The organism is Microtetraspora malaysiensis, assembly GCF_050947145.1.
Taxonomy (GTDB): Bacteria; Actinomycetota; Actinomycetes; order Streptosporangiales; family Streptosporangiaceae; genus Microtetraspora_A; species Microtetraspora_A malaysiensis.
In genome coordinates this window covers 267318-289600 of the sequence record NZ_CP191998.1, presented here as the reverse complement: position 1 = coordinate 289600, position 22283 = coordinate 267318, and the positions used below count along the sequence as shown (strand labels likewise).

General features: G+C 68.6%; 24 protein-coding genes and 1 pseudogene. 11 read left to right on the top strand and 14 right to left on the bottom strand.

Annotated features, from left to right (window positions below; all coding sequences use genetic code 11):
• Positions 1 to 97: 97 nt before the first annotated feature.
• The 3 genes from ACQP1V_RS01470 to ACQP1V_RS01460 all read right to left on the bottom strand — a co-directional run bounded on the left by ACQP1V_RS01470 (position 98) and on the right by ACQP1V_RS01460 (position 2712).
• Positions 98 to 832, bottom strand: coding sequence for a hypothetical protein (locus ACQP1V_RS01470; RefSeq protein ID WP_433418057.1), 735 nt, complete (start codon positions 830 to 832; stop codon positions 98 to 100).
• A gap of 329 nt (positions 833 to 1161) precedes the next feature.
• The gene (locus ACQP1V_RS01465) at positions 1162 to 2133 is read right to left on the bottom strand and encodes a cation diffusion facilitator family transporter (protein ID WP_433418054.1); all 972 of its coding nucleotides are present in this window, start codon (positions 2131 to 2133) and stop codon (positions 1162 to 1164) included.
• 198 nt (positions 2134 to 2331) lie between these two features.
• Positions 2332 to 2712 carry an ArsR/SmtB family transcription factor gene (locus ACQP1V_RS01460; protein WP_067138650.1) on the bottom strand — a complete coding sequence of 127 codons (381 nt, stop codon included), beginning with the start codon at positions 2710 to 2712 and terminating at the stop codon, positions 2332 to 2334.
• A gap of 426 nt (positions 2713 to 3138) precedes the next feature.
• Here ACQP1V_RS01460 and ACQP1V_RS01455 point away from each other — a divergent pair, with 426 nt between their 5' ends.
• Genes ACQP1V_RS01455 through ACQP1V_RS01440 form a run of 4 tightly spaced genes read left to right on the top strand, consistent with a single transcriptional unit; the run spans position 3139 to position 6447 of the window.
• Positions 3139 to 3915 (top strand): transporter substrate-binding domain-containing protein, encoded by a 777-nt coding sequence (locus ACQP1V_RS01455; RefSeq protein WP_433418050.1) that lies wholly within the window; start codon positions 3139 to 3141, stop codon positions 3913 to 3915.
• Positions 3915 to 4562 carry an amino acid ABC transporter permease gene (locus tag ACQP1V_RS01450; protein WP_433418047.1) on the top strand — a complete coding sequence of 216 codons (648 nt, stop codon included), beginning with the start codon at positions 3915 to 3917 and terminating at the stop codon, positions 4560 to 4562. Before ACQP1V_RS01455 ends, ACQP1V_RS01450 begins: the two co-directional genes overlap by 1 nt.
• Positions 4559 to 5281, top strand: a complete 723-nt coding sequence (locus tag ACQP1V_RS01445; protein ID WP_433418044.1) for an amino acid ABC transporter ATP-binding protein — start codon at positions 4559 to 4561, stop codon at positions 5279 to 5281. The genes ACQP1V_RS01450 and ACQP1V_RS01445 overlap by 4 nt, the downstream gene beginning before the upstream one ends.
• Positions 5278 to 6447: an aminotransferase class V-fold PLP-dependent enzyme gene (locus tag ACQP1V_RS01440; protein WP_433418042.1), complete on the top strand. Its 1170-nt coding sequence runs from the start codon at positions 5278 to 5280 to the stop codon at positions 6445 to 6447. Before ACQP1V_RS01445 ends, ACQP1V_RS01440 begins: the two co-directional genes overlap by 4 nt.
• 3 nt (positions 6448 to 6450) lie before the next feature.
• Here the strand turns inward: ACQP1V_RS01440 and ACQP1V_RS01435 are convergent, their stop codons facing one another.
• From ACQP1V_RS01435 to ACQP1V_RS01415, 5 genes and pseudogenes are all read right to left on the bottom strand, one after another.
• Positions 6451 to 7038, bottom strand: a complete 588-nt coding sequence (locus tag ACQP1V_RS01435; RefSeq protein WP_433418039.1) for a vitamin K epoxide reductase family protein — start codon at positions 7036 to 7038, stop codon at positions 6451 to 6453.
• Positions 7019 to 7741: a DsbA family protein gene (locus ACQP1V_RS01430; RefSeq protein ID WP_433418037.1), complete on the bottom strand. Its 723-nt coding sequence runs from the start codon at positions 7739 to 7741 to the stop codon at positions 7019 to 7021. Before ACQP1V_RS01430 ends, ACQP1V_RS01435 begins: the two co-directional genes overlap by 20 nt.
• Positions 7742 to 7834: 93 nt before the next feature.
• Positions 7835 to 8764, bottom strand: coding sequence for a M56 family metallopeptidase (locus ACQP1V_RS01425; RefSeq protein ID WP_433418035.1), 930 nt, complete (start codon positions 8762 to 8764; stop codon positions 7835 to 7837).
• Positions 8764 to 9159: a BlaI/MecI/CopY family transcriptional regulator gene (locus ACQP1V_RS01420; protein WP_433418032.1), complete on the bottom strand. Its 396-nt coding sequence runs from the start codon at positions 9157 to 9159 to the stop codon at positions 8764 to 8766. The genes ACQP1V_RS01425 and ACQP1V_RS01420 overlap by 1 nt, the downstream gene beginning before the upstream one ends.
• Positions 9160 to 9226: 67 nt before the next feature.
• Positions 9227 to 9631: pseudogene (locus ACQP1V_RS01415) on the bottom strand (DUF4232 domain-containing protein); the annotation flags it as partial.
• A 47-nt stretch (positions 9632 to 9678) separates the two neighbouring features.
• Between ACQP1V_RS01415 and ACQP1V_RS01410 the strand changes: the two are divergent.
• The gene (locus ACQP1V_RS01410) at positions 9679 to 10200 is read left to right on the top strand and encodes a hypothetical protein (protein WP_433418030.1); all 522 of its coding nucleotides are present in this window, start codon (positions 9679 to 9681) and stop codon (positions 10198 to 10200) included.
• 36 nt (positions 10201 to 10236) lie between these two features.
• Here the strand turns inward: ACQP1V_RS01410 and ACQP1V_RS01405 are convergent, their stop codons facing one another.
• Positions 10237 to 10794 carry a TetR/AcrR family transcriptional regulator gene (locus ACQP1V_RS01405; protein ID WP_433418028.1) on the bottom strand — a complete coding sequence of 186 codons (558 nt, stop codon included), beginning with the start codon at positions 10792 to 10794 and terminating at the stop codon, positions 10237 to 10239.
• A 183-nt stretch (positions 10795 to 10977) separates the two neighbouring features.
• On the opposite strand from ACQP1V_RS01405, the gene ACQP1V_RS01400 reads away from it, so the two are divergent.
• The 5 genes from ACQP1V_RS01400 to ACQP1V_RS01380 all read left to right on the top strand — a co-directional run bounded on the left by ACQP1V_RS01400 (position 10978) and on the right by ACQP1V_RS01380 (position 16534).
• Positions 10978 to 12066, top strand: a complete 1089-nt coding sequence (locus ACQP1V_RS01400) for an FAD-dependent monooxygenase (protein WP_433418025.1) — start codon at positions 10978 to 10980, stop codon at positions 12064 to 12066.
• Positions 12067 to 12210: 144 nt separating this feature from the next.
• Entirely contained in the window at positions 12211 to 13083 is an 873-nt protein-coding gene (gene sigJ / locus ACQP1V_RS01395; protein ID WP_433418022.1) for an RNA polymerase sigma factor SigJ, read from the top strand.
• A 65-nt stretch (positions 13084 to 13148) separates the two neighbouring features.
• Complete coding sequence (locus ACQP1V_RS01390; protein WP_433418019.1) at positions 13149 to 14303, top strand: NAD(P)/FAD-dependent oxidoreductase; 1155 nt, start codon at positions 13149 to 13151, stop codon at positions 14301 to 14303.
• 163 nt (positions 14304 to 14466) lie between these two features.
• Entirely contained in the window at positions 14467 to 14922 is a 456-nt protein-coding gene (locus tag ACQP1V_RS01385; RefSeq protein WP_433418017.1) for a hypothetical protein, read from the top strand.
• Positions 14915 to 16534, top strand: coding sequence for a multicopper oxidase family protein (locus tag ACQP1V_RS01380; RefSeq protein ID WP_433418014.1), 1620 nt, complete (start codon positions 14915 to 14917; stop codon positions 16532 to 16534). The genes ACQP1V_RS01385 and ACQP1V_RS01380 overlap by 8 nt, the downstream gene beginning before the upstream one ends.
• A gap of 264 nt (positions 16535 to 16798) precedes the next feature.
• Here ACQP1V_RS01380 and ACQP1V_RS01375 read toward each other — a convergent pair whose 3' ends face one another.
• From ACQP1V_RS01375 to ACQP1V_RS01360, 4 genes are all read right to left on the bottom strand, one after another.
• Positions 16799 to 17086, bottom strand: a complete 288-nt coding sequence (locus ACQP1V_RS01375; protein ID WP_433418012.1) for a helix-turn-helix domain-containing protein — start codon at positions 17084 to 17086, stop codon at positions 16799 to 16801.
• A 21-nt stretch (positions 17087 to 17107) separates the two neighbouring features.
• Positions 17108 to 18295, bottom strand: a complete 1188-nt coding sequence (locus tag ACQP1V_RS01370; RefSeq protein WP_433418009.1) for an NAD(P)/FAD-dependent oxidoreductase — start codon at positions 18293 to 18295, stop codon at positions 17108 to 17110.
• 159 nt (positions 18296 to 18454) lie between these two features.
• Positions 18455 to 19294: a hypothetical protein gene (locus tag ACQP1V_RS01365; RefSeq protein ID WP_433418006.1), complete on the bottom strand. Its 840-nt coding sequence runs from the start codon at positions 19292 to 19294 to the stop codon at positions 18455 to 18457.
• Between the two features lie 51 nt (positions 19295 to 19345).
• Entirely contained in the window at positions 19346 to 20863 is a 1518-nt protein-coding gene (locus tag ACQP1V_RS01360) for a DUF7405 family protein (protein WP_433418003.1), read from the bottom strand.
• Between the two features lie 216 nt (positions 20864 to 21079).
• Here ACQP1V_RS01360 and ACQP1V_RS01355 point away from each other — a divergent pair, with 216 nt between their 5' ends.
• Positions 21080 to 21889: an AAA family ATPase gene (locus tag ACQP1V_RS01355; RefSeq protein ID WP_433418000.1), complete on the top strand. Its 810-nt coding sequence runs from the start codon at positions 21080 to 21082 to the stop codon at positions 21887 to 21889.
• Here ACQP1V_RS01355 and ACQP1V_RS01350 read toward each other — a convergent pair.
• Positions 21886 to 22230 carry a winged helix-turn-helix transcriptional regulator gene (locus ACQP1V_RS01350; protein ID WP_387417325.1) on the bottom strand — a complete coding sequence of 115 codons (345 nt, stop codon included), beginning with the start codon at positions 22228 to 22230 and terminating at the stop codon, positions 21886 to 21888. The genes ACQP1V_RS01355 and ACQP1V_RS01350 overlap by 4 nt on opposite strands.
• Positions 22231 to 22283: the final 53 nt, after the last annotated feature.

Here is a 22283-nt window from a genome sequence, read left to right as displayed (position 1 = left end):
AGGTCGTGGAGCCGGATGTCGGGTGGCGGCTCGATCCCCTGCTTGGCGAGTTCCGGTAGCACCGCATTTGCGCGGGAGCCTTTCGCGATATCCCCTATTACGGTCGCATCAGGTCGAGGTCCTCGCCCCACGCGTCCAGTACCGCGCCGTGCCCTGCGCGCCGGGCCGCCGCCTCGACATGGGCGAAGATGCGCCGTTGCAGGGGCACGTCGCCCGTTGTTGAGATGCGGTGCGCGGCGTCCAGCAACATGCCGGTGTCCCAACCGGGCAGCGGGTACCGGGCGAGTTCCCATTCCAGGTACTTGTTGTAGGGCCGGGAGCGATTGTCCATTGCGAAAAGCAGCTCCAACAGAAACCGGATGCTGTCGGCCGCATCGAGGCGGGCCGCGAGTGAATGTCCGTCACGGTCGTTCTTGACGGAGCGGTAGAGAGAGTTGGCATAGGCGTCGAGCCATTCGCCTGAGTCCCGGAATGCTTCATCGGCGTCGAGCCGTGCCTTAGTGGCCAGGATGTTGGCGATGCCTCCGTCGAGCCGGTCGAGCACGACCCTGGCGCGAGCGAGGGCGTAGCGCTCGAAGCCGGGCATTCCGGCCCTGCGGAAGTCGGCGAGGGAGATGATGACGAGGTCGAGTTCCGGGGTGTGGTAGCCCACAAACCGCGTGAGATCCGTTGTCGCGCCGTCTGCGAGGACAACGTACAGGTCATAGTCCGAATACTCGGTGATCATGCCGTCGTGGGCGCGGGAGCCCTTGAGGACGAGGCCGACGACGGCGGGGTCGGCTGCGGCGAGTTCAACGAACGCGTGGTACGTGAAGGGCTGCTGAGCGGTCATCATGTGATCTCACGGCGTGTTTCTAGGTATCCGGATGTCCCCGATGGTCCCCCAGGTGCCGAGAGTTCAAGTCCCCCCTCGGACACCAAGGCCAATTACAGGGTCACATGCAAGGCAGGGCCGACGCTCGGGCGATATCATCCAGGCGTTTCGCTTATTTCGGCATCTGCACCACGGTCGGCACGCGGATGGCCCGGCTGATAGGTGGCGGGCCGTCGCGAACCTCCTCGGGAAGGCCGTTCAGCTCGTAAAGGGCGCGTCCGTGGAAACGAACTTGTAGCTCACACCCGGCCTTCCCACTCCGGCGACGGGTGCCAGAGGCCGAGCAGTCATACCGAGAGCCCGTCTCCACTCTTGTGCACCGGTCCGTGCGGGTCGGCGCAGTGATCGCTTTCCCCGCCGATGGTCAGCAGCTTGGGTGCGGCGTGGTCGACCTGCAGGGTGGTGTGCTCGATGCCGTAGCTGTCGTGCAGCATGCGTTCCACGGCCTGCCGTACGGCGTGGCAGTCGGCGCCGGGCTCGACCAGGATGTGCGCGGACAGGGCGGCATACCCGGAGGTCACCTCCCACACGTGCAGGTCGTGCACCTCCGACACGTTCTCCAGGGCCGCAGCCTTCTGCCCGATGTCCCACGGGTTCATACCGGCGGGCGCGGCCTCCATGAAGACCCGCCCCGAGTCTCGCACCAGTCCCCAGCCCGCCTTGAGCATCAGACCCGCCACCACCAGCGCCGCTATGGCGTCGGCGCGCGCCCAGCCGGTCCACCACACGATCGCTCCGGCGACCGTAGTGGCGATGAAGGCGAACAGGTCGTTGAGGATGTGCTGGTAGGCGCCCTCGACGTTGAGACTGGACCGGTTGGCCTTCGACAGCAGCCAGGTCGCGCCCAGGTTCACCACGATCCCCGCGAGTCCGGTGGCGACCACGAAGGCTCCCTCGACCTCCGGCGGCGTGATCAGGCGCGCGATGCCCTGGTAGATGAAGTAGACGGCGAGCAGCAGCAGCGTGATGCCGTTGATCTGGGCCGAGATGATCTCGGCGCGCTTGAGCCCGTAGGTGAAGCCACCCTGCGGCGGCTTGGCCGCGATCCGCATCGCGATCAGCGCGAACACGATGGCCATCGCATCGGTGAGCATGTGGCCGGCGTCGGAGATCAGCGCCAGCGACTGCGCGATGAAGCCGATGACCACCTCGATGGCCATGAAGCCGACGATCAGGGCCAGCGCGCCGCTCAGGTAGCGGCGGTCCGCCCCGGCGTCGACCCCGTGACCATGCCCGTGGCCATGCCCATGCCCAGCCATCACATCTCCAATACTTGAACACATATTCAGATATAGAGTCTGCGGGCACGGTCGCGCTTCTGTCAATCGTCGAGTTACGTGCCGATCTCCGGACGGACGCCGCCATCATGGCGCAGGTCTTCGCTCGCACCGATCCGCCGGCCAAGCGGGATCAAGGCCCGGTTCCGGCCCGGCAGCCTGACCCCGCGCGGAGAGCGTTTAGGCCTCCCGCTCGGGGTGGATGGCCTCGGTGTGCTCGGTGTGGGCGACCGCCAGGTCGAGGAGCATCCTGACATGGGCGTCGTCGAGCCGATAGTAGGCCATGCGGCCCGCACGCCGGACCGACACGACCCGGTGGGCGCGCAGCAGGCGGAGGGCGTGCGAGGTCGCGGACTCGCTCAGCCCGCTCACCGCCGCGAGATCGCAGACGCAGAGTTCGCCTTCGAGCAGGGCCAGCAGCAGGCGAAGCCGTCCCGGATCGGCGAGCAGCCCGAAGACGTCGGCCGTGTCGGTCAGGTCGCGGTCCGTGGGCATGCGGACGTTGACCGCCGCGACCCGATCGGCGTCCACCACACGGGTGCCGCAGCTCTCGATCGCCATGACTTCACCATCTGAAGAACCCTTCACATGAAAACCATAACCCATACCAAAGTTGGTGAAGCTCATACGAAACGCGGCGGGCACCCAGCGCGAAGCTCCTGACCAAGACCTCCGCGCGTTCATGAGAAAGAACGGCGCCGCCACCTGCTCATCGCCCGCGCACCATGCCGGTCGCCGACGACGAGAGTGCCTGCACTCCTGGGTCAGGCGTTCATGGCGTGGGAGTTGTTACCTCCGTCCGCCCTCTTGACGGGCACCACGGTTCGGCGCACTCTTCGCATAGTCAGTCATATGAACAGATATGACGATATTGGCCGTGAGGTGCTTTGACGAGCGCCGGGGGGCAGGGCCGACCGGCGAGTCGTGCGTGAGCGCGAGAAGGAGGCACCGGCGGTGGCGAGCTGTTGCAGGTCGATGGTTCGGTTGATGGTGATGGTGGCCGCGGCGACTGCCTTGACCGCCTGTGGCGGTCAGGCCAAGGGAGATCTCCTCCAGCAGATCAAGGACGCGGGTGTCATCCGCGTCGCGCAGACCCAGGCGAACCCTCCATGGAACTTCCTGGAGAACGGCAAGCCCGCCGGCTACGACGTCGACGTCGCCAACGAGCTGGCCAAGCGGCTCGGCATCAAGAAGGTGGAGTTCGTCGCGTCGAACTTCCAGAGCTTCATCGCCGGAGTCCAGGCGGGCAGGTTCGACGCAGTGATCGCGGGTCAGACCATCACCGACGAACGCAAGAAGCAGGTCGACTTCTCCAGGCCGTACCAGGTCAACGGCATCTCGATCTTCGTCGGCAGCACCTCGTCGATCGGCGGGGTGGCCGACCTGGAAGGCAGGAAGGTGGCGGTGACGGCGGGCACCACGCAGGCCGCCTTCGCCGAGAAGTCGATCCCGGGCGCTGAGATCAAGACCTACGAGAACGCCACGCTCGGGCTGACCGAGGTCGGCAGGGGACGCGCCGACGCGGCCCTGGTGTCCCGCTTCCAGGGCGCCTTCCTGGCGCAGAAGAACGGCTTGGCGGTCAAGCCGGCCGGGCCCCTGCTGGAGTCGGAGGTCAACGGCATCTCCTTCGCCAAGGGGTCGACCGCGTTCAAGGCGGCGGTGGACAAGGCGCTCGGTGACATGATCGCCGACGGAACGCTGACCGCGATCTCCAAGAAGTGGCTCGGTGGCCTGGACATGGCCGAGCAGCTCAAGGGGGTCTGATGGACCTCCTGGTCGACTTCCTGCCCGACCTGCTCACCGGCCTCGGCGTGACGATCACGCTGGGCGTGGTGTCGTTCGTCCTCGGCAGCGTCGTCGGAGCGCTCGTCACCCTGGCGCGGATCTCGGGCAGCCGGGTGCTGCGGGCATTGGCCGCCGCCTATGTGTCGGTTTTCCGCGGAACGCCGCTGCTGATCCAGATCATGATTGTCTATTTCGGGCTGCCGCAGCTGGGAGTGGAGATCCCGCCCATCCCGTCGGCGATCGTGGCGTTCACGTTGTTCTCCGCGGCCTACCTGAGCGAGAACTTCCGCGCGGGGATCCTCGGGGTGGACAAGGGGCAGTGGGAGGCGGCGGCCTCGATGGCGATGCCGTACTGGCGAACCCTGCGCCGGATCGTCTTCCCGCAGGCGATCAGGATCGCTACCCCCGCCGTGGGCAGCAGGTTCGTCGCGTTGATGAAGGACACCTCCCTGGCCTCGGCGGTCACGGTCGTCGAACTGACGCGGGTGGCCGAGAGGATCGGCACCTCGACCTTCCGCTACATGGAGGCGCTGCTGCTGGTAGGCCTCCTGTACTGGGGGATCAACACGTTGCTACAGCTCGGCCAGCAGGTGCTGGAGCGCAGGACGAGGAGGGCCTACGCGTGATCGTCAGCGTGCGTGACCTGCACAAACGCTTCGGCGACCTGGAGGTGCTCAAGGGCGTCGACCTGGACGTGGAGCGGGGCGAGGTGGTCGTGGTCATGGGCCCTTCCGGTTCGGGCAAGACCACCCTGATCCGCTGCCTCAACCTGCTGGAGGTTCCCGATGCGGGGGCCGTGCGCATCTGCGGCCACGAGCTGACCAAACGGTCCGCTCGGGAGGTGCGCCGCCGTACCGCCATGGTCTTCCAGCAGTTCAACCTCTTCCCGCACATGACGGCCCTGCAGAACGTCATGGAGGGCCCGCTGTCGGTACGGCGCGTGCCGCGAGCGCAGGCCGAGCCCCAGGCGCGCGAACTGCTGGCCCGGGTCGGGCTGGCCGACAAGTGCGACTGCTATCCGGCCAAGCTGTCGGGCGGGCAGAAGCAGCGGGTCGCGATCGCCCGGGCGCTGGCCATGAAGCCCGAGGTGATCCTCTTCGACGAACCGACTTCCGCACTCGATCCCGAGTTACACGCGGAGGTGCTCCAGGTGATGCGCGAGCTCGCGCGGGAGGGCATGACGATGGTGGTGGTCACGCACGAGACGGCGTTCGCGCGGGAGGTGGCGGACCGGGTCGTGTTCATGGACGGCGGCACGGTGATCTCCCAGGGGCCGCCGTCGAGCTTCTTCACCGATCCCGACCATCCCCGCGTCCGGGCGTTCCTGCGGCTGGTGGCCTCGTGATCGACGTCGCCCGCGCACGGGAGCTCACCCCTGGTGTCGGTAAGGTCGCCCACTTCAACAACGCCGGGGCCGCGCTGCCCTCGCGCGGGGTGCTCGACACCGTGATCGATCATCTCCGCCGCGAAGCGGACACAGGCGGATATGAGGCGGCCAACCGTGAAGCCGCACGACTGGAGGCGGTCTACCACTCGGCCGCTCGCCTGCTGAACTGCGCACCCGACGAGATCGCGCTCGTCGACAGCGCCACCCGCGCCTGGGATCTGGCCTTCTACGCCATTCCCTGGAAGCCCGGCGACCGCATCCTCACCAGCAAAGCCGAGTACGCCAGCAACTTCATCGCCTACCTCCAGATCGCCGACCGCCACGGCGTCCAGGTGGACGTGGTGCCCAACGACGGCCTCGGCCAGATCTCCGTCGAGGCACTGCGTGAGATGGCCGACGAGCGGGTCAAACTCGTCTCGCTCACCCACATCCCCACCAACGGCGGCCTGGTCAATCCGGCGGCCGAGGTCGGCAAGGTGGCCGCGGAGGTCGGCGCGCTGTACCTGCTGGACGCCTGCCAGTCCGTCGGGCAACTCCCCGTGGACGTCTCCGTCATCGGCTGCGACCTGCTGTCGACGACCGGGCGCAAGTACCTGCGCGCCCCGCGCGGTACGGGCCTGCTCTACGTCCGGCGCACCGCCCTCCACCGGCTCGACCCGCCCTTCCTCGATCTGCACGGCGCCCGCTGGGTCTCGCCCGACAGCTACGAGCAGCAGCCGGGCGCGCGCCGTTTCGAGACGTGGGAGTACGGCGTGGCCGCCCGCCTGGGGTTGGGCACGGCCATCGACGAGGCGTTGGCGTGGGGCCTGGACGACATCCGGGACCGCGTCTACTCGCTCGCCGAGCTGCTACGTGAACGGCTCGGCGAGCTCCCTGACTGCCGGGTTCATGACCGAGGCGCCGAACGCTGCGGCCTCGTCACCTTCACCCTCGACGGCGTTCCCGCCGACGAGATCAAGACTCACCTGAGTGCTCGATCCATGAACGTCAGCGTCTCCCGCGCCCCTTCGACCCTGCTCGACATGACCGACCGCGGGCTGGGCGAGCTCGTTCGCGCCTCCGTCCACTACTACAACACGGCTGAGGAGATAGATCGTCTCGTACGGGAGCTCGCCACCGTTTAGACGCTAGATCAGGCTGCTCCAGTACGACCAGAACCGGATGAGGATCAACGTGATCACGGCGAGGAACCAGAGAGCCACGATCACGCTGTGGTACTGGGTCAGCCGCCTGGCCGGGAAGTTCCGCAGTGTGACGTAGACGAAGGCCGGGATGGTGACTGCCCAGACGATCATGCAGTAGGGGCACAGCGCGCCGATGACAAAGAGGCTCTGGTAGATCAGCCAGTGCACGAAGACGACCCCGAGCGTGGCGCCGAGCTGCAGGCCGTACCAGAACCAGCGGTGGAAGCGCGCGCCGGCCAGCAGCGCCGCGCCGACGGTGACCAGGACGGCGAAGGAGGCGATGCCCAGCAACGGGTTGGGGAAGCCGAACAGCTCGGCCTGCGGGGTCTTCATGATGGAGCCGCACGACAGCACCGGGTTGATGCTGCAGCTGGGCACGTAGTCCGGGTCCTTCAGCAGGGCGATCTTCTCGACGGTGAGGGCGAACGCCGCCGCGAGCCCGATCAGGCCGCCGACCAGCAGGAGAACGGGCAGCAGGCGCGGGAAACCCGCCCGGTCCTGCTGTGCGGTGTCAGCCGGCGAGAGCAGCATCGATGGCCGCCTTGATGTCGTCGGTGGACTCGGGCTGAAGCTTCTGGCCGTTGAGGAAGAACGTCGGGGTGCCTTCGACGCCGAGCGCCTTGCCGTCGGCGACGTCCTGCTCGATGCGGGTCAGCGTGGCGGGATCGTTGTAGGCCTTCTCCCAGGCCGTCATGTCCAGGCCGAGCCCGCGGGCGAAGGAGCGGAACAGCTCGTCGGCGGGCACCTTCTTCTCCGCCCACTGCTTCTGCACCTGGTACATCTGCTGGTACATGGCCTCGAACTTGCCCTGCTTGGCGGCGGCCTCGACCGCGCGGGCGGCGCGTTCGGCGTTGAAGTGGCTGGCTATGGGGAAGTAGCGGGCCACGAAGGTCACCTTGCCTGAGTACTGCTTGCGCAGCTGCTCGATGACGGGAAACGCCGCGCCGCAGGCCTCGCACTCGAAGTCGAGGAACTCCACCAACGTCACCTTGTCACCGGGCGCGCTCTGCAGCCTGTGGCTGTCGGACCGCACCAACTGGACACTCTGCGCCTCGCCGCCTCCCGAGGTGGCCTTGGTGACGACGAACGCACCGGCCACGATCACGAGGAACGCACCGACCGCGGCGAACGTGACGGTGGTGTTGCGCCTGCGGGCCGTGGATCTCTCCTGCTCGGCTTGGACGGCCTGGAGCTTGGCGCGCCGCGCCTCGGCCCGGTCCTGCTGCTGGGACATCCGGATCTCCCTTCCAGTAACTTCTACATAGCGTAGAAGATGACGGCGGGGTCGATGTGCCAGATGACAGCGGTGGCTTGCCCAGAGGGTCGGTCACCCTGGCCAGATGACGACGCAGGCGATGGGGGCTGCCAGAACGACCACGGGGCCCATCATGAGAGCTATCGCCGTGCCGTAGGCGGCCGCTCCGGCCCATCTGGTCGTCGTGGTTCGAGCGTGCAGCAGGCGCTCCACCCGCTGGACGACAGCGGCGTCGGCCAGCCCCGGTGCGACGGCCACCGGGGACGATCCGGGCGTGATCATGTGCACGATGGCGCGGGCGAGGTCCAGGCGATCACGCCCACGGCAGGCCTGATCGTCGGCGATCATCTCCAGCAGCACGGGTACGGCCGAGCGTGCTGTCCGTACGGCAGGCAGCCACGGAAACGCGCCGGCCAGCGCGATGAACGGGAGCAGGACGCGGTCGTGGCGCCCGCGGGCGTGGGCGCGTTCGTGGGCGAGTACGGCGGCCAGTTCCCGCTCGCTCAGCAGCTGGAGCGCCCCGCGACTCAGGACGACCCGCGCGGTGGACCCCGGCACGCAGTAAGCGACCGGGCTGCTGCCGGGCAGCACGTAGATATCGTGCTCGGCCCGGTGCTCGGCCGCCACGTCCACCAGGAGGCGCTGGCGCCGCTGCTCGGCCACCGTTCGCACTGTCGCCCTGACGGTGTGGAGCAGCAGCCAGGCCGGTACCGCCACGGCCCAGGCCAGCGCGGCGACGCGCACCGGCCCCAGGCCGGCCAGCCCGCGACCATCGACGACCTGGTGCCCAAGCTGGTGCAGGCCGTGCGGGAAGACCGTCACCGCTGCCACCAGGCCGGCCCCGATCGCACCGAGGCCGCCGGCCAGCCCGATCGCCTGCCACAGCACGAGCGCGGCGCGCGGGTGCCTGCTCGCCCATGCGGCGGTCGCCAGGCGTTCCGCCATCCGCCCACCCAGCAGGATCGGCATCATGGCGATGGCGGTGGCGATCAGCCAGCCCATCACGAGGATTCCCGATCCGCCAGCGCCGCCCGCAGCGCTTCGGCCACCTCGGGCGGGACCGCGCCCACGAACCGGTTGACCGCGGCCTCCAGATCTCCCGCGTCGGCCAGCGCGGCCCGCATGGCCTCGGCCGCGAGGGCGTCCTTGCTCATGCTGGCCGTGTACAGATGCGCCCTGCCCTGGCGCTCGCGCGAGACCAGGCCCTTGTCGACCAGCCGTACCAGCACCGTCAGGACGGTGGTGACCGCGGGACGAGGCGTGAGCGCGGCAGCCACGTCCTGCGCCAGCACCCCCTCGGGGTGCTCCCACAGCGCTTCCATGATCGAGCGTTCCAGACTGCCGAGCCGCACCCGCGCACCCCTCTCCACCAATTTGTACACAGCGTAGAAGGTCATGGCAGCCCATTGCGGGCCCGCCGCCGCGAGCGGCGAGCACCGCCTGTTACCCGCGTTTGCCGGGCACTCACCAGGTGAGCGCGTCCTGCAGCGTCGACTGCCAGTAGGTGACCTTGAGCGAGCCGTCGACGTAGACGCCACGCGCGGGCAGGGCGGGAGTCGCGGGGCGGCCGACGCCGCCGGTCAGGTTGCTGTTGAGGAAATAGACCTTGAGGCGCTTGACGGTACGGCCGCGCGAACCGCTGCCGTCTGCCGCGGACAGGATGACGGACGCGTAGCCGGACTTGCCCGGCCGCAGCGTGACAACCGACTGGGGCTGGGAGTCCTCGATGGCGGGGGCGAGCGCCTGCGCCCCGCTGAACCGCAGGCCGGGGTAGCCGTACAGATCACAGGCGGCGCCACCGACGTTCTTGACCGTGATCACCAGGTGGTTGAGGGGCCGGCTGACGGCCTGCGCTGTGATCTTGGTGTGGGCGGCGGTGCACGCCGCGCTATCTCGTCAACCGGCCTCCATCCCAGGTGCAGGCCCCGCCCGCAAGGCAGGAGGCGCCCACCTGGGTTGCCGCGCACGGCGCCGTCACCTCCGGCGACCAGCTCATCGAAATCGCCGCCCAGGGAGCCGGCGCCGAGGCGGTCGTGCTCCACTCGATCCGCGTCCGCGTGGCGGCAAGCGACCCCGCGCTGCCGTGGAACGACTACCTCATGGGATTCCGAGACGTGGGCTGCGGCGGCCCGCTGACTCCGAGAGGATTCGAAGTGGATCTGGACGCGGCCCGGCCGATCGCCGCCCCTGGCGGCAAGCAGCGCGGCTTTCCTCTGAAGGTGGACGTGTCCGATCCCGAGGTGCTCATGGTGACCGCGCGCTCGACCATGCGGGATGTGCGCTGGTTCCTGGAACTTGAGTGGTCCAGCGGAGCCCGTCGCGGCCTGCTGCGCATCGACGACGCCGGCGCGCCCTTCCACGTCAGCGGGGCACGTGGGCGTCCGTCTTACGACTACTCACTCGACGCCCATAAGTGGATGAACCACGCGGATAGGTAAATACCTCCCCCAGATCGCGTTGCCCTGGGAGATTCATCATGCCCCGTGCCGAGGCGGCCGGGAGGAAGGCTGGGGGCGAAGACCGTCCATGAGAACGGTGATGAAGGCGTCGGCGAGCTCCTGCGATACGGGCTGGGAACGCGCGATCGCATAGGCGGTCTGGCCGATCAGGGCGGTGGTGAGGGCCGGGTCGAGGTCGGCGCGGATCGCGCCGTCCCGCCGCGCGCCGACGATCATCTGCTCCACGGCCTGGACCAGATCGGCGCGCAGGGCCGTGGTAGCGGGCAGGTTCCGGCCGTCCAACTGGTCGCTGAGGGCGTGGTGCGCGGCCTGGAAGGCGATCAGTTCGGACAGGAAGGTTCGCAGGGCCTGCTCCGGCGCGTGCTGGGCCAGCAGGTCGCGGGCACGCTGGACCACCGGTTCGAGCAGGCCGGCGACCGCGGCGTCCAAGAGGGCGTCCTTGCCGCCGAAGGCGCGCACCACGGTCGCCGCCCCGAGGCCGGCCCTCGCGGCGATGGCCTCGACGGTGAGGGTGGCGCCCGGCTCGGCCAGCAGCGCGGTGGCCGCTTGCAGGGCGAGCTCGCGGTTGCGCACGGCATCGGCTCTACGCCGGGTTCCACCACCCGGCCCAGCACTCGTTGACAACTGAAACGCTCCTTCCACATAATCTACTGGAACGTGCATTTCACTTATCGTACCGCGAGGTCCGGTTTCTTCTCCCTGCGCGGGACGGGACCCACGACTGCGCGCATCGAAAACGACACCCTTGGAGTTGGAATGAGCAAGAAAGTTCTGATCTCGGGAGCGAGCATCGCCGGGCAGACCCTGGCCTACTGGCTGACCAAGCACGGTTTCCAGGTCACGGTGGTCGAGCGGAGCTCCGAGCTGCGAGTCGGCGGCCAGGGTGTGGACGTACGTGACCAGGCACTGGACGTGGTCGAGCGCATGGGCATCCTGCCGCGGATCCGGGCGGCGGTGGCCGATGTGCGCGAGATGGAGTTCGTGGACGCCACGGGGCGGCGGGCGGCCTCCGTGGAGCTCGCGAACGACCTTGAGATCATGCGCGGCGACCTGGTGAAGATCCTCTACGGCGTGACCGAGGACGACGTCGACTACGTCTTCGGCGACTCGATCAAGAGCCTGGCGCAGGACTCCGCCGGCGTGACGGTCGCGTTCCAAAGCGGCGACGCCGGCCGGTTCGACCTGGTCATCGGCGCGGACGGTCTGCATTCCAACGTGCGGCGCCTGGCCTTCGGACCGGAGTCGGAATTCCTCGACTACAAGGGCTACTACTTCGCGTTCGGCAACGCCGACGCGGCACTGGGCGTGGACCGTACGATCACGATGTTCAACAGGCCGGGGAAGATGGCCGGGATCTACCGCTCGGGCAACCACGCCCAGGCCAAGGCGTACTTCATGTTCCGGCGTCCCGAGCCGATGGACTACGACCACCGCGACCTGGACGAGCAGCGCCGGTTGCTGAAGGAGAACTTCGCCGGCGAGACGTCGTGGCAGGTGCCGGAGCTCCTGGACGGCGCGCTGGCCGACCCTGACCTCTACTTCGACGCCCTGACCCAGGTACGCATGCCGTCATGGTCGGTCGGCCGGGTGGCCCTTGTGGGAGACGCCGCCTACTGCGCCTCACCCGCCTCGGGGGCCGGGGCGGAGCTTGCCCTGACCGGCGCCTACCGGCTCGCCGCGGAACTGGCGGGCGGAGACCACCAGGAAGCATTCCGCCGATACGAGGAGCAGCAGCGCGAGCTGGTCGACATCAAGCTGCGGATCAGCGACAACCTGGGACTGATGGCGCCCGAGACACAGGACGACATCGACGCCAGGAACGCCGCGCTCACCGCGATTCAGTAAGCCCTGCGAGGCCTTCAAGGAAAGATCGACAGGGTCGCGAGGGGAGAGCCGACGTGGCGCTCCACAGCCGACGAGGGCGCCCTTCGGAGGGGCGGGGCGTTCTGCCTAGGATCGGAGGTCGATCACTGATCCAGGAGGCCGAGGGTGGAGCTGACCGGCCCGTTGGCGGAGGCCGACTGGGAGTCGCATCGCCCCGCGGTCTTCGGTGCCGCCTACCGGATCCTCGGCACCGTGGCCGAGGCCGAGGACGTGACGCAGGAGGTCTGGTTGCGCGCCGCCGCCGCCGACCTGTCCGAGGTACGGGATCTGCGGGCCTGGCTGGTGACCCTGGCCGCCCGGGCGTCGTACAACGTGTTGAAGTCGGCGCGGGTCCGGCGCGAGTCCTATGTCGGCTCCTGGCTGCCCGAGCCGCTGCTGACCGGGCCCGACGCCGCCGCCCGGGTGCTCATGGACGAGTCGGTGAGCACCGCGATGCTGGTGGTCATGGAGACACTCACCCCCGCCGAGCGCGTCGCGCTGGTGCTGCACGACGTCTTCGACTTCCCGTTCGGCCGAATCGCCGAGGTGCTCGGCGGCACTCCCGCCGCCGGCCGCAAGCTCGCCTCCCGGGCGCGGGCGCGGGTCGCCGCGGTCAAGGAGCGGCCCCGGGCGTCCAGGGCCGAGGCCGAACGCGTGCTCAAGGCGTTCAAGGCGGCCGCCGACGCGGGGGACATCGCCGGGCTCGTCGAGCTGCTGGACCCAGGGGCCGTCTATGTCGCCGACGGCGGCGGCAAGGTGACCGCCGCGCGCAGGCCGGTCCGGGGCGCCGAGCGGATCGCCCTGCTGGCGGCCAGGCAGATCGAGCTCAGGCGCCCCGACGCATTCCAGATCATCGAGGTGAACGGGCACCCGGCCCTGGCGACCTACCGCGGCGGCGAGCTGGTCTGGCTCGACACCGTGGAGATCGCCGACGGGCGGATCACGGTGTTCAGGAGACTGGCCAATCCCGCGAAATTCCGGCACATCGGTCACATCTGAACCCGCCGTCTTGTCTCCCTGCCGAACCCCGATCTTCCGGGGCGAGGCTGAGAGAGGACAGGACGATGGCGCACGTTGTGATCATCGGAGGCGGTTTCGCGGGCGTGTGGAGCGCGGCGGGAGCGGCGCTGGCGCGCGGAGAAGGGGACCTGCGCATCACACTCGTCACGCCGAACGAGCACCTGGTGCTGCGGCCGCGCCTGTACGAGCCGGAGCCGGATCTGGCCAAGGTGGAGCTCAGCAGGATCCTCGAACCGATCGGCGTCGAGCACCTGCGGGCCTCGGTGAGCACGATCGACACCGACCGCCGCGTGGTGGTGGCCGACGGCGAGGAGATCGGCTATGACCGCCTGGTGCTGGCGGCGGGCAGCGAGCTCGTTCCGCCTCAGGGCCTGCCCGGCGCCGAACGGCTCTTCGACATCGACACCCTGGACGGGGCTCGGCGGCTCACCGACCATCTGCGCGGCCGGGAGGACTACTCGGCCGTGGTCGTCGGCGCCGGGTTCGTCGGCCTGGAGGCCGCGACCGCGCTGGCCGCCGGGGGCCGGGTACTGCTGGTGGACCGGTCGGAGGTGGTCGGAGACCAGCTCGGCCCGGGCCCGCGCGAGGAGATCGAGGCGGCGCTGGACGGGCTGGGCGTCGAACGCCGCCTCGGGACGACGGTGACGGAGGTCGGCGACGGATACGCCGTCCTCTCCGACGGCACCAAGGTCGAGGCGGACGCGGTGGTCTGGTCCGTGGGGATCAGGGCCAGCGAGCTCACCCGGCAGATCTCCGACGAGCTCGACCACCTCGGCCGGGTTCCGGTGGACCGGCGGCTGCGCGCCCTTCCCGAGGTGTTCGTCGCGGGAGACACGGCCGCGGCGGCGTTCGACGCCGAGCACACGGTCATGCAGGCCTGCCAGCACGCCACCCCTCTCGGCAAGGTCGCCGGGTACAACGCGGCGGCCGACCTGCTCGGCGTGCCGCTGCGCGATTTCACCCCCGGCCCGTACGTCACCTGCCTGGACCTGGGCGGCGCCGGTGCGGTCTTCACCAGGGGCTGGGACCGCAGGGTGATGGCCTCGGGCGCCGACGGCGCGGCGGTCAAGAAGCGGATCAACCAGCTCATCCATCCGCCGGTCGACGACGCCGCGAAGATTCTCGCCGCCGCCGACCGCGTCTACATCGAGCTCCCCTTCTTCCCCCGTGACGAGGAGAAGACCGCCCCCGCCGGATGAGCCCGGCCCCCCTCAGAACGCGGCGGCCCGCCGGGCCGCCGCGGCACCGTCATGCCTCCCAGGACATAACGACATAGCAATATTTATCTTGGACAAGACAACTTGATGATCATAACGTCGTGGGGCGCTCGGGATCCGAGAGCAGAAGTGAGGAGGACGCCCCATGGCTACCGCGGCCGAAAGCGTGGCCACGCCGGCCCGAACCGAAGCCGCGCATCGGACGAGCCTCACCGGGTGGATACTGCGAGCCCTCGTCAGCGTGCACGTGGTCGCGATCTTGGGCCAGCCGGTGTTCGCCGGCGTATATCTGAGCGGTGACTATGACGCCCTGGGCTGGCATGCGGCCGGCGCCAACGCCGTCACCTCCATCGGCTACCTGCAGGTGATCGCAGCCATCATGGTTTGGATTCGGCTGCGTCAGGTCGGGCCGTTCCTGGCCACGATGGCGGTGGTGGCGGCCGAGACGGTGCAGTACTTCGCCGGCATGTCCGGCGCACTGTGGCTGCACATCCCGCTGGGGGTGATGACCGTCGTCGCGGTCGTCGTGCAGTTCATCGCCGTATGGCGCCGGCCACTCCAGCGGCGACCGGCGGAGCAGAAGGACACCGAAGATGCGTGAGCAGTACGACGACCGATCCGGCCGTACCGGTGGAATGACCAGGCGCCGAGTGCTGGGCATCGGCGGGGCGCTCGGGGTGATGGCGGCCACCGGACTGTCGGCCTCGGCCGCGCTGGCCCGCCGGCCGTCGATCACCGGTGCCGAACTGCGCAGCGCCGTACCGCTGCCGCCGCCGTTCCAGGTGCCGTTGCCGCTCCCCTCCGTGCTGAAGCCGGTCAACACCTCGGGCGGTGTCGACCGTTACGAGATCACCCAGCGCGAAGCGAGCGCGGAGATCCTGCCCGGTGTCAGAACGCCGCTGTGGACGTACGAGGGCACCTTCCCCGGCCCGACGATCGAGTCGCGCCGCGGTCGGCCGGTCACCGTGTCCCACCGCAACGAACTGCCCGTGCCGACCGCCGTGCACCTGCACGGTGGCCGGACCCCGGCGGATTCCGACGGGTACCCGACCGACCTCGTCCTGCCCGAAGGCTGGCAGGAGCATTCCATGCACATGGGGCACGGTTCCGGGCATGGGATGCATGATCCGCGGGCCGTGGTGACCGAGCTGACGAGGGATTACACCTTCCCGCTGGACCAGCGGCCGACGCTGCTGTGGTACCACGACCACCGGATGGACTTCACCGCCCCCGCGATCTGGCGGGGCCTGGCCGGGCTGCACATCATCCGCGACGACGCCGAGGACTCGCTCGGCCTGCCCGCGGGACGGCGCGAACTGCCCCTCGCGATCGCGGACCGTGCGTTCGCCGCCGACGGCAGCCTCGACTACCCCGCTCTCGACCCCACCCTGCGCGAGCGGCCGGGCGTTCGCGGGTCCTATCTCGCCGGAGTCCTCGGTGACGTGATCTTGGTCAATGGCGCCCCGTGGCCCGTGCACGAGGTCGACGCCGCCCGCTACCGGCTGCGCATTCTGAACGCCTCGAACGCCCGGCATTACGAGCTCGAAGCGGTCACCGACGACGGACGCCGGCTCGATCTCGTCCAGATCGGCGCCGACCAGGGACTGCTCGCGGCGCCGGTCACCCACCGGCTCCTGCCGATGGCACCGGCCGAACGCTACGACGTGGTCATCGACTTCTCGCGCGTCCCGGTCGGCAGCCGCGTCAGACTCCTCAACCGGCTGGGTTCCGGCCGTACCGGCGAGGTGATGGCCTTCCGGGTCGCGCGCACCGCCGCCGACGACAGCCGCATCCCACGCACCCTCTCGAACGATCTGCCGACCTGGCGTCGGGCGGATGCCGTCAGGGTGCGTGACTTCTCCTTCCGCGCCGGACAAATGGGCGGCGGTCATGGCTGGCTGATCGGCGGGCTGCCGTTCGACCCCGCCCGCTCCGATGTCACCGTCCGTCTCGGCGATGTCGAAGTGTGGCGGCTGGTCGCCGACGTCCACCATCCCGTCCACCTGCATCTGGTCGGCTTCCGGGTGCTCTCGCGCGGCGGCCGGCCACCGCTGCCCCACGACGCGGGCCTCAAGGACACCATCTCGCTACGACCGGGCGAATCGGCGGAGATCATCACCCGTTTCGACGGCTATCGCGGCCGCTATCTCTTCCACTGCCACAACGCCGAACACGAAGACATGGGAATGATGGCCAACCTCGAAATCGTCTGACATCTCCCCAAAGCTATTTCTCCTGGCAGAGCACCGCTTTGGCCGCCTGTTTTCGACGGCTGGCCGGAAGATCCCGCCCGAGGAGGCGCAGACGCTGCTGGAACCGTTCGTGCACGGGCAGGGGACGCGCGTCCGTACAGACGGGTCTGGGGCTGGGATCGTCGATCGTGCGCGCGGTCACGCTCGCCCACCAGGGACGGATCGCGGTCGCCGCCCGGACCGGTGGAAAGCCCTGCCGCGGTGCAGGACAGCGGCAGGGCTGACTCAAGCGGCATTCATCGACTTCTCGCTGACAGGCAAGCGCACCGTCCGATCGCCGAAGTCGACGACCAGATCCAAGCGGGCCCCGAGCGCCTCTACATAGCGGGCGATGACCTCAAGGGAGGTGACCTCCCCATGTTCGATCTGTGAGACACGGGCAACGCTCACACCCATGGCGGCCGCGACGTCCTTTTGCCCGAGCCCAAGTTGCTTGCGCGCCTCGGCAAGCTGATGGCCGCGCGTCTCGGTACTGCCATCCGAATGGGACGTCGTGAAATTGAACAACTCCATGCACAGGTTCACGGCGTCCGGTCACGGGGATGTGACCGCCCGTGCAGCGGAGGCCGGCTGCTCGGGACGCGGGCCGCCCTTGACCCAGAAGACGGAACCCGGCTTGCGAGCCTCGCGGCGGATCCTCGACACCGCGAACTTGCAGGTCACCTCCTTGATCACCGCGCCCATGCGGCCGCCGACGTAGGCGTTCACCGCGGTGTCGTCCCTGCGGGCGAGCTGTCGTATGCCGGCGTGCCGGCCGAGGCTGACACACGCCCCCGAGAAGGCCAGGGTGATCACCGCCGGATCGGTGCCCGCGATGCGGCTCAGCACGGTGTCGGCGGCCTGCGCCCCGAGCGGCCCGGCGGCGTAGCAGCTCATCCGCAGCGGCTGGTCCGACGGTGCGGCGGCGTCCCCGGCCGCGACGACGCGGTCGTCGTCGACGCTGGTCAACGTCTCGTCGGTGAGCAGCCGGCCGAGCGCGTCGGTGCTCAGCCCGCTCGCGGCCGCCAACTCCGGCACACCGAAACCGCCCGCCCAGATGGTCAGCGCGCTCGGACGCACCGTGCCGTCGGCGAAGACGACCTCGTCCGGCCGGACCTCGCTCACCACGGCGGCCTCGAGCACCGCGACTCCGTGCCGGGACAGCCACTTGGCGATGGATCGGCGACCCGACGCGCTGAATGACGGCGCCAGGGCCCGGCCACACACCAGCGTGACCCTGCGTCCCCGTTCAGCGAGCTCGGCGGCCGTCTCGATGCCGGTCAACCCACCGCCGACCACGGTGACCGGAGCATCGCGGGGCACCTCCTCCAGCCTGGTACGCAGCCGCTGCGCGGGCTCGAATTCAGCCATGTCGAACGCGAATTCGGCCGCGCCGGGCACCGACGCCGGTACCGCTCCGGTGCTGCCGACCGCGTAAATGACGTAGTCGTAATCCAGCGCGCGGCCTGAGGCCAGCCGCACGGCGCGGGCGGCGGTGTCGATGCGCGTAGCGCTGTCGACAACCAACTGGATGCCCTCACCGAGCAGCGTGCCGTAGTCGACCGTGGCCTCGCCGGTTCCGGCCACGAACTGGTGCAGGCGGACTCGTTCGACGAACTCCGGGCGGGGATTGACCAGAGTGATGTCGACGTCGGCGCGCATCCGCAGGTGGTTGGCCGCGAGCGTGCCGGCGTAACCGCCACCGATGACGACGACCTTGGAGGATGTGTGGTGTCGGGACATGGTGAGGACTCCCTCGACGGCGATCCGCATACCCCGGGGGGCAGCTACCTTGCGTGGTGGATGGTGTCTCACTGATACGACGACACAACGCCCCGGAATGTGAGGCGACAGGTGAGGCGGCGCGAAGCTCCGGGAAGGCCGTCGCGATGGCCCCGTGGACTAGTCCATGACCTCGTCGGCGGGCGGAGCGGCGATGACGAGATGGAATCCCCAGCCGGTGTAGCGCGTGTCGACCCGCATGATCGCCGGATCCTTCCCCGCCCCCAGAGCATCGGTGGTGTACAGGCGCTTGAGCAGACCGCCGCGGTCGGCCCAGAGCCGCCAGGAGATCGTCCCCTTGCTTTTCTTGTTGACGGGCGTGCCCGTGAAGCGGTTGATGTAGCCGCCCGTGGAGATCTTGCTCAGTTCCTTGTAACTGATGGTGCCCCGGTACAGGAAGCCGCCGGAGACGGGCGTGGTCGTCGAGCGCGTCAGCACCGCCTTCAGCATGGACGGGTCGTACACGTTGAACGGCTGCAGGCTGGCGGTCGGCGCGATGTATCGGGTCAGGCCGGCCGACAGGTTTCTCCGGGTCCATGTCTTCCCGTCGGGAATCGCCCCGGAATCCTGACCGCTGTCGTAGTACACGTCCTTGCCGACGCGGATCACACGATGGGAGGCCGCCTTCTCGGCTCCCGGCTTGGGAATGTCACGCCAGGTGAAATCGGTGGCCACCGCTCCCGATGAACCGAGCTGCACGCTTCCCTTGATCCGGAACCCGCCTTCGGACTTCTTGCTGAAGATCACGCGCGCGGTCTCGGACGTCCGAACGCCGTGCTCGTTCTTGAGCTGCCGCTTGAGCGCACGTGCCGGATCGGGTCGGTCCGCCTGCGCGGCGGCGGGACCCGCGGCGACCGGTACGGCCGTGACCAGCACAGCGGCCGTCAGAACAACCCATCGGTTTAAAGGGACATTTATCGTCATTTGCGGATTATTCCAGCAATCACCACACGACGGCACCGCACCGTCCGGACCGCCGCTCGCCGGGGTCTCCCCGGCGGGCCCGCCAGGTCAGGCGAGAAACTCGGCGAGCGGGAAGGAACGGTGGGAGCGCGGGGGAATCAGGAAATTCTGCCGGTGCGTCGTGTGCACAACAGAATTCAAGCCGGCGCCCGAGGAGCGTGGGGAGAAAGAGGCGCGCTTGCCGCCGGGGAACTCGCCGTCCATCGCGAGCCGCACGCGATTGAAGATCTCGGTGGTCGGAGCGAAGAGCAGGAAATGCAGCCCGGCCGCCTTCTGACTGCTGTAATGGTCGCCGGCGGGATCCGAAGTGTAGTGAAATGGATTGTCCAGTGTGGCGAAGTCCCCGCGATTCGTGATCGCCGTGTTGACGGGATAGACGTGACCGTAGTTGCTGGTCGTTTGCGCCTGCAGGCGGTTCACCGGCTGCATGCTTCCGTTATGCCCGTACGCGTGATATTTCTGTGCGTCACTCAGGACGTCGGCCTCCTTTTGCTCGGGCGGGTCCGCCGTCACGGTTCCCGGCGCGAAGGAGACTCCCGGACGAAACATCGCGTGAATACGAGCATCAAAGGTCGGAAATGCTTTCGAGTACCACGCGACGAGGTCCTGGAACAGATGCGAGAGGGGCATGATCGTCCCGTGTTTGAAATATCCGTTGGGCCATTGGTCGGTCCAGCCGGGCAGCGCCTCAAAGTTGGAGACCGGGACGGAGCTCTCCGCGTCCCGGAGTGTGGTGGTGAATCCGAGGAAGACCGGCGAATGCTTGGGGATCAAATCCGCGCCGGGAATGCCGGCCGCGAGCGCCAGCTTGCTCGCCAGCCCCTGACCCCCGGTGTGGGCGCCACCGGTGAAGCCGCGGCGGATGCTCGTCACCTTGAACAGGCCGCCCGCCTGGTTGTTTCCCGTTCCGAAAATGGCGTTCGTGGCGGCCATGATGTTGTCGAGCGAGTCGCCGCGCAGCAGCACGGCCACATCATTCTGTTCCAGGCGGACCGCCCCGAAGCCGGGAGGCGGCTCATCGCTCGGAAATGTTCTGGCCTCCTGCAGCGCATAGACGGTGTGGCCACGCTCCTTGGAAGTGATCAAGTCAACCGGCAAATAAGCCGGGTACGGCGTTCCGGCGTGGAAATAGCTCGAACTCTTTTCGAGCCTGGGGATGTAATGCTGGAAATAAGGGAGTCCCCAGGCGACCACGACACCCACCCCGCTCGGCGGAGGCGGGAACTGCTTTTCCAGGTGTTGGAGCGCGCTTTCCAGCTGCCGCTGCGCCTCCTGCAGAGCCTTTGCGTTCGCCGGCACGTTCAGCTTCGCCGTGACGATATGGTTGTGGAACGGCGGGATCAGGACGGGGATCTTACCTTTACCGCTGGCGACTCCGAATCCGTTGTCCATAATGTGCCGCGGATGCGGAATGGCATATTGCTCCGGAAGCAGGGGCTGTCCAGCCGTCGCGATCAGCGGGCGCTCGAGTGGCCCGACCAGCGCGTCGACCAACTCGTAGATTCCCGCGGAAGCCAAGGCCGCAGCGAACGTCCCTCCTCTGAGCACGCTCCGCCTGCTCAGCATTCTGTGATTCTCTATCCCATATGGGGGCGTTCCATCGCTGTCTGCCATATCGGCGTTGTACCACGTCATCGACCCATCAAACGCTTAGTTCTGTCATCATTTGCCATAAACGTCCGCCATATTCGAATCAGCGAAAATGACGGCTGATGAGAGCCAATGGATTCCGTGCGCACTTTTCGCGACCGGCGTCCGGGACGGTGCGGGCATCATGGAGTGATGGGAGACCTCTCCTCCGTGTTGTGGATCGGCGGCCCACCCGGGGCGGGCAAGACGACCGTCGCGCGGCTGATCGCGCGACGGCGCGGCCTGCGCTGGTACAACGCTGACGTCCACACCTGGGAGCACCGCGACCGGGCCATCGCGGCCGGACATCCGGCCGCGATCCGCTGGGAGGCCATGACGCCCGCGGAGCGCTGGTCGGCATCACCCGAGGACATGATCGCGATGTCCCTGCACGAGGAGCGCGGGCCGATGATCGTCGACGACCTGCGCGCGCTCCCGGCGGCTCCGCTGACCATCGCCGAGGGCACACCGATCACGCCGTCGGCGGCCGGGGCGGAGGCGCGGGCGGTGTGGCTGCTGCCGTCGCCCGAGGTGCGGGAAGCCCGGCTCGCCACGCGGGAGCTGGCCCCAGGGGTGGTGGACCTGTACCGATCACTGGCCCAGGTGATCGAGAAAGAGGTGGAGGAGTACGGCGCCACGACGCTGGTCGTCGACGGCCGACGCGGCATCGAGGAGACCGTGGCCGACGTCGAACGGATCTTCGCGGACGCTCTCGACACCGGTCCGGTGGCCACGACACCGCAGGAGCGGCGGCGCCTGCTGCGGTACGCCAACAGGGCCGTCGTCACGCAGCATCTGACCTTCTTCGCCCGCCCCTGGGCGTCCGGGGACACGCGGAGCGCCGTTCGCGCCTTCGACTGCGAGTGCGGGCAGGACGGCTGCGACGAACAGGTCCGACTCGCCATCGCCGACTTCCCCGCGCTCCCCGTGGACGCCGACCCGGTGCTAGCCCCCGGGCACTAACCGGCGGCGTGGGCGACGCCGGGGACGTTTTCGCGCCCCCACGCGCCCAGAGGCCGCAACGCCTCGTTGAGCGAGACGCCGAGCGGGGTCAGCGAGTATTCGACGTGGGGTGGCACCTCGTCGTACACCTCCCGGTGCACGATGCCGTCCGCCTCCAGCTCCCGCAGGTGCGAGGCGAGCACCTTCTCGGTCACGCCCGGCAGCAGCCGGCGCAGCTCGCCGAAACGGCAGGGCCGCTCGTTGAGCGCCCACAGGATGAGCACCTTCCACTTGCCGCCGATCACGTCCATCGCCGCGTCGATCCCGCAGACATACGCCCCCGGCCTCCGGCCGATCGCCATGTCCCGCCCCCTGCCTGCTCGCTCACCCCCGGGTAACCACGCACTTCAAAGTG

Bases quoted from the DNA above. Each gene is read 5' to 3' on its own strand.
- ACQP1V_RS01465 (WP_433418054.1), bottom strand. From the start codon at position 2,133: ATGGCTGGGCATGGGCATGGCCACGGGCATGGTCACGGGGTCGACGCC.
- ACQP1V_RS01435 (WP_433418039.1), bottom strand. From the start codon at position 7,038: ATGCTGCTCTCGCCGGCTGACACCGCACAGCAGGACCGGGCGGGTTTC.
- ACQP1V_RS01370 (WP_433418009.1), bottom strand. From the start codon at position 18,295: ATGTCCCGACACCACACATCCTCCAAGGTCGTCGTCATCGGTGGCGGT.
- ACQP1V_RS01350 (WP_387417325.1), bottom strand. From the start codon at position 22,230: ATGGCGATCGGCCGGAGGCCGGGGGCGTATGTCTGCGGGATCGACGCG.
- ACQP1V_RS01400 (WP_433418025.1), top strand. From the start codon at position 10,978: ATGAGCAAGAAAGTTCTGATCTCGGGAGCGAGCATCGCCGGGCAGACC.
- ACQP1V_RS01470 (WP_433418057.1), bottom strand. From the start codon at position 832: ATGACCGCTCAGCAGCCCTTCACGTACCACGCGTTCGTTGAACTCGCC.
- ACQP1V_RS01380 (WP_433418014.1), top strand. From the start codon at position 14,915: ATGCGTGAGCAGTACGACGACCGATCCGGCCGTACCGGTGGAATGACC.
- ACQP1V_RS01455 (WP_433418050.1), top strand. From the start codon at position 3,139: ATGGTGATGGTGGCCGCGGCGACTGCCTTGACCGCCTGTGGCGGTCAG.
- ACQP1V_RS01425 (WP_433418035.1), bottom strand. From the start codon at position 8,764: ATGGGCTGGCTGATCGCCACCGCCATCGCCATGATGCCGATCCTGCTG.
- ACQP1V_RS01390 (WP_433418019.1), top strand. From the start codon at position 13,149: ATGGCGCACGTTGTGATCATCGGAGGCGGTTTCGCGGGCGTGTGGAGC.
- ACQP1V_RS01430 (WP_433418037.1), bottom strand. From the start codon at position 7,741: ATGTCCCAGCAGCAGGACCGGGCCGAGGCGCGGCGCGCCAAGCTCCAG.
- ACQP1V_RS01375 (WP_433418012.1), bottom strand. From the start codon at position 17,086: ATGGAGTTGTTCAATTTCACGACGTCCCATTCGGATGGCAGTACCGAG.
- ACQP1V_RS01420 (WP_433418032.1), bottom strand. From the start codon at position 9,159: ATGACCTTCTACGCTGTGTACAAATTGGTGGAGAGGGGTGCGCGGGTG.
- ACQP1V_RS01355 (WP_433418000.1), top strand. From the start codon at position 21,080: ATGGGAGACCTCTCCTCCGTGTTGTGGATCGGCGGCCCACCCGGGGCG.
- ACQP1V_RS01385 (WP_433418017.1), top strand. From the start codon at position 14,467: ATGGCTACCGCGGCCGAAAGCGTGGCCACGCCGGCCCGAACCGAAGCC.
- ACQP1V_RS01360 (WP_433418003.1), bottom strand. From the start codon at position 20,863: ATGCTGAGCAGGCGGAGCGTGCTCAGAGGAGGGACGTTCGCTGCGGCC.
- ACQP1V_RS01450 (WP_433418047.1), top strand. From the start codon at position 3,915: ATGGACCTCCTGGTCGACTTCCTGCCCGACCTGCTCACCGGCCTCGGC.
- ACQP1V_RS01460 (WP_067138650.1), bottom strand. From the start codon at position 2,712: ATGGCGATCGAGAGCTGCGGCACCCGTGTGGTGGACGCCGATCGGGTC.